Source organism: Mesorhizobium sp. P3_A9 (genome assembly GCF_056402975.1).
Window position 1 is genome coordinate 1 of the sequence record NZ_JBFUGJ010000413.1, and the last position, 4,706, is coordinate 4,706.

At 64.3% G+C, this 4,706-nt stretch carries 2 protein-coding genes; both read left to right on the forward strand.

Features of this window, described 5'->3' with window-relative positions:
- Nucleotides 1–3,557: caspase family protein (locus AC1DX0_RS31330; protein WP_477358300.1), on the forward strand; the 3,557-nt coding region annotated here is incomplete at its 5' end.
- 175 nt (nucleotides 3,558–3,732) lie between these two features.
- On the forward strand, nucleotides 3,733–4,706 hold a 974-nt coding region (locus AC1DX0_RS31335; protein ID WP_477358302.1), incomplete at its 3' end, for a homocysteine S-methyltransferase family protein.

Below are 4,706 nucleotides of genomic sequence, written 5' to 3' on the forward strand. Positions count from 1 at the left end.
TCTATTATTCGGGCCACGGCATCGAGGCCGGCGGCGAGAATTTCCTGGTCCCTGTTGATGCCGATGTCTCGGCGCTCGACGATGCCGGCGAGAAGCTGGTTCCGCTGTCCTCGATCGTCGCTGAGCTCAAGACCAAGGTGCCGGTCACCATCGTGCTRCTCGACGCTTGCCGCAACGATCCGTTCCCGCCGGGCACCTTGCTGAAGCTGTCGCCGGGCGATGACGGCAAGCCGATTGGTGCCGGTGGTCTCGGTGAAACGCGCAGCGTCGTCGCGCTGAAGAATAGCGCGCCGGCCAAGGGCTCGGCTGACGACAGCCTTGGCCAGGTCATCGGCTTTGCTGCCGAGCCCGGCAAGGTAGCGCTCGATGGTCCGGCCGATGGCAACAGCCCCTATGCGGCGGCGATCCTGCGCCACATCGACACGATGGGCGGTGAGGAATTCGGCACCGTGCTGCGCATGATCGGCGAGGAGGTCTATCTCAAGACCAACGGCCAGCAGCGGCCATGGGTCAATGAGAGCCTGCGCCGGCTGCTCTATTTCGGCACGCCGGCTGAGGCGCCGAAGGGCGATGAAGGCGACATCCTGACCGAGCGCCGCCGGCTGCTGCTCACCATCTCCACCCTGCCCGATCCCGAACGTCGCCAGATCGAGACCATCTCGCGCGACGGTGGCGTGCCGATGGACGCGCTCTATGCCATGCTGAAGACGCTGGGCACCGACACGCCGAAAGACCCGGCCGAGCTCGACAAATTGCTGCGCGGCCAGACCGAGCGGCTGAAGCAGGTGCTGGCCGAGCAGGCGGCGCTGAAGAGCCAGGACCCGGAGATCGTCCGGCTGTCGAAACTGGCCGATCAGGCGGTGCGCGAAGGCGCGCTCGATGCCGCCAGGAAATTCCACGAACAGGCCAAGGCGCGCGTCGGCGAATTGTCAAACACGGTCGACAAGGCCGAAGCGGATCTCAAGGCACGCCGGCTGGAATTTGCGAAAGTTTTTGGCGACAGCGCAAAAACCTACGAAATCTCCTTCAAGTTTCAGGAGGCGGCCCAGGACTACGGCAAGGCCTATGAGCAGGCTGAGAAATGGGACGACCAGGACGCCTGGTACTACAAGGCGGCTGAAGCCAACGCGCTTTCCCAGCAAGGTACTTTCTCCGGCGACAACGCATTCCTGGCGCAGGCCGTCGCGGCCTATGAAAAGAGCCTGGCCTATGTGTCGCCCGAGAAAAATCCACGGCAATGGGCAGCCACCCAGAACAACCTCGCCACCACGCTGTCGACTTTGGGTGAGCGCGAGGCCGGGCGCGAAAACCTCGACAAGGCGGCCGCCGCCTTCGAGCAGGCGCTGACGGTCTATACGCGGGAAACTTATCCGGACGATTGGGGCTCCACGTCAGGCAATCTCGGCACCGTCTATTGGCGGCTCGGGCAGCGCGAGACCGGCACGGCGTTGCTCGACAAGGCGGTCGCCACCTTCCGCGCGGCGCTCGAGGTGCAGGGGTCGAAGAAGGTGCCGTTGGAATGGGCGGCGACTGAAAACAATCTCGGCATCGTGCTGTCGGAACTCGGCGAACGCGAGACGACCAGCGACAGTTTTCGCGCCGCCATCGAGGCGCATCGCGCCGCGTTGACAGAGTACAGCCGCGAGCGCGTGCCGCTCGACTGGGCATTGAGCCAGGTCAATCTCGGTGCTGCCCTGTTTCGCCTTGGTGCACGCGAGAAGGACGTCGCAACGCTCGAGCAGTCGGTCGCCGCCTACCAGTCGGCGACGGAGGAAATGACCAGGGAGCGCGCGCCGGCGCAATGGGCGACGATCGAGAACAATATGAGCTCTGCGCTGGAGACGATCGGCGAGATCAATGGCGACATCCCGACGCTGCAGCATGCGCGCGAAGCGGCGGACGCCGCACTCACCGTGTGGACGCGCGAGCATGCGCCGGCAAGCTGGGCCAACGGCCAGCTGACGCTCGGCAATGCCTTGCAGCGTCTCGGCGTGAAGCAGGACGACACCGCGACGCTGCTTAAGGCGGTGTCCGCCTATGAGGCCGCCCTCTCGGAGTATCCGCGTGAAAAGCTGCCGCTCGACTGGGCCTCGCTGCAGCAGAATCTCGGCTCCGCCTATGCCTCGCTCGGCGAGCGCGACACGGGGATCGACTATCTGCAGAAATCGGCAACCGCGTATCGCAGCGCAAAGGAAGTTTACACGGCCACGGCCGCGCCCGCGGAGTTTGCTTCCATCGAGCACAGTCTCGGCAGCACGCTGTCGACCTGGGGCGATCGTGCCGGCGACAGAGCGGTGCTCGAACAGGCGGTCGCCGCCTACGACGCCGCGCTCACCGTGCGGACCAAGGACAATGCAGCGAAGGACTGGGCAAAGACGCAGTATCGGCTGGGTGCCGCCCTTTCGATGCTGGGCAAGGCCGATGGCGGCCCGACCGAAGCGCTCGAACGCTCGGTGACGGCCTATCGTGCGGCGCTCGAAGTGCAGACCCGCGACAGCGATCCGGACGCCTGGGCGGCGACGCAATGGGGGCTCGGCCATGTGCTTCTGGTGCTGGGCGACCGCGTGCAAGACGGCGCCGATTTCAACCAGTCGGTGACGGCGCTCGAAGCGGCTTTGCCCTTTTATGACCTTGCCAGCGTGCCGCAGGATCACGCCCAATTGCAGAACGATCTCGGCAGCGCCTACTACTACCTCGCCGGCGCGAGCAACGATCAGTCGCTCTACCAGAAGGCGGCGACCGCGCATGAAGCAGCCCTTGCCGTCTATGCCACGTTACCCGACCGTACGCTGTGGGCCTCGGTCGAAAGCGATCTCGGCAATGCGCGCATGATGCAGGCGAGTGCGGCTTCCGATCCGGACATCATGGCGAAGTCGGTGCAGGCCTATGAGGCGGCACTAACGGTCACCACCCGTGACAAGGATGCCGATGGCTGGACCCGCAACCAGTCCAATCTGGCAAGCGCCCTGTCGTCGCTGGGCTATTGGCGCAATGACCTCGCCTTGCTGAAACGCTCGGCCGGCATCTACCGCAGCATACAGGCCGTGCGCACCCGGGCTCGCGATCCAGAGCGCTGGGCAACCACGCAGGGGAACCTTGCCAATGTGCTGAGCATGATCGCGGCCAGGGAACCATCGCCTGAAGTGTTCGACGAGGCGATCGCCGTCAATCGGGCGCTGGCCGAAGAGGTTGGCCGAGATCGCGACCCCGACCGCTGGGCGAGCCTGCAGAACGAGGTCGGCTATGCCTTGACGATGGCCGGCCGTTCCGAAAACAACGTTGCCCGTTTCGAGGAGGCGGTGCCGATCTTGCGCGAGGCGATCGCCGTGCAGAAGAAGATCAATTCAGTACCGGCCGTCGCCTTCACCGAAGACAGCCTGTGCGACGTGCTGACCGATTTGGGCACGGCCCGCAAGGACAAGGCGCTTGCCCAAGAGGCGATCGCCGCTTGCCAGGAGGCGCTCGTCGTTTTCAGGGATCGCAAGATGGACGACCTCACCGCCGGCTCCGAGAAGAACCTTGCCGAGGCGCAAGCCTTGCTGGCCGACTTGCACTGACACAGGATTGCCGCGCGTCCAGTTAGACGTGCAAAGGACGCCCCGGCAACGGTCGCTTTTGGCGTTAGTTGCTCTGGCACCTGCGATGGCGCGTGACACCGTTAGTGAGAAGCGTATATTGACATAAAGATATCCTTATGTGACATGAACAGGCTTGTCGCCCAAGGGATAGAAAATGTCGCAGAATTCTGCATCGCTGGATGACCTGTTCGGCCCTGTCGCGGCCAAGCCCGACGGTTCGGAAGTGCTCGCGGCGCTGACCGCGGCGGCGCGCGAGCGCATCCTCATCCTCGACGGCGCCATGGGCACGCAGATCCAGGGGCTTGGTTTCGACGAAGACCATTTCCGCGGCAATGCTTTCGCCGGCTGCGCCTGCCATCAGCAGGGAAACAACGACCTTCTGATCCTGACGCAGCCCGCCGCGATCGAGGAGATCCACTATCAATACGCGATTGCCGGCGCGGATATTCTCGAGACCAACACCTTCTCGTCGACCGCGATCGCCCAGGCCGATTACGGCATGGAGGATGCCGTCTATGCGCTGAACCGCGACGGCGCGCGGCTGGTGCGACGGGCGGCGAAGCGGGCTGAGCAGGAAGACGGCAAGCGCCGCTTCGTTGCCGGCGCGCTCGGGCCAACCAACCGCACCGCCTCGATGTCGCCCGACGTCAACAATCCCGGCTATCGCGCGGTGACCTTCGACGAGTTGCGGCTTGCCTATGGCGAGCAGCTGCGCGGCCTGATCGACGGCGGCGCCGACATCATCCTGATCGAGACCATCTTCGACACGCTGAACGCCAAGGCGGCAATCTTCGCTTGCAACGAGATTTTCATCGAGAAGGGTGTGCACCTGCCGGTGATGATTTCGGGCACCATCACCGACCTTTCCGGCCGCACGCTGTCGGGCCAGACGCCGACGGCTTTCTGGCATTCGGTGCGCCATGCCAATCCCTTCACCATCGGCCTCAACTGCGCGCTCGGCGCCAACGCCATGCGCGCGCACCTGGCCGAAATATCTGATACCGCGGACACTTTCGTCTGCGCCTATCCGAATGCCGGCCTGCCCAATGAATTCGGCAGGTATGACGAGAGCCCGGACTTCATGGCCGCGCAGATCGAGGACTTTGCCAGGGAAGGGCTGGTCAATGT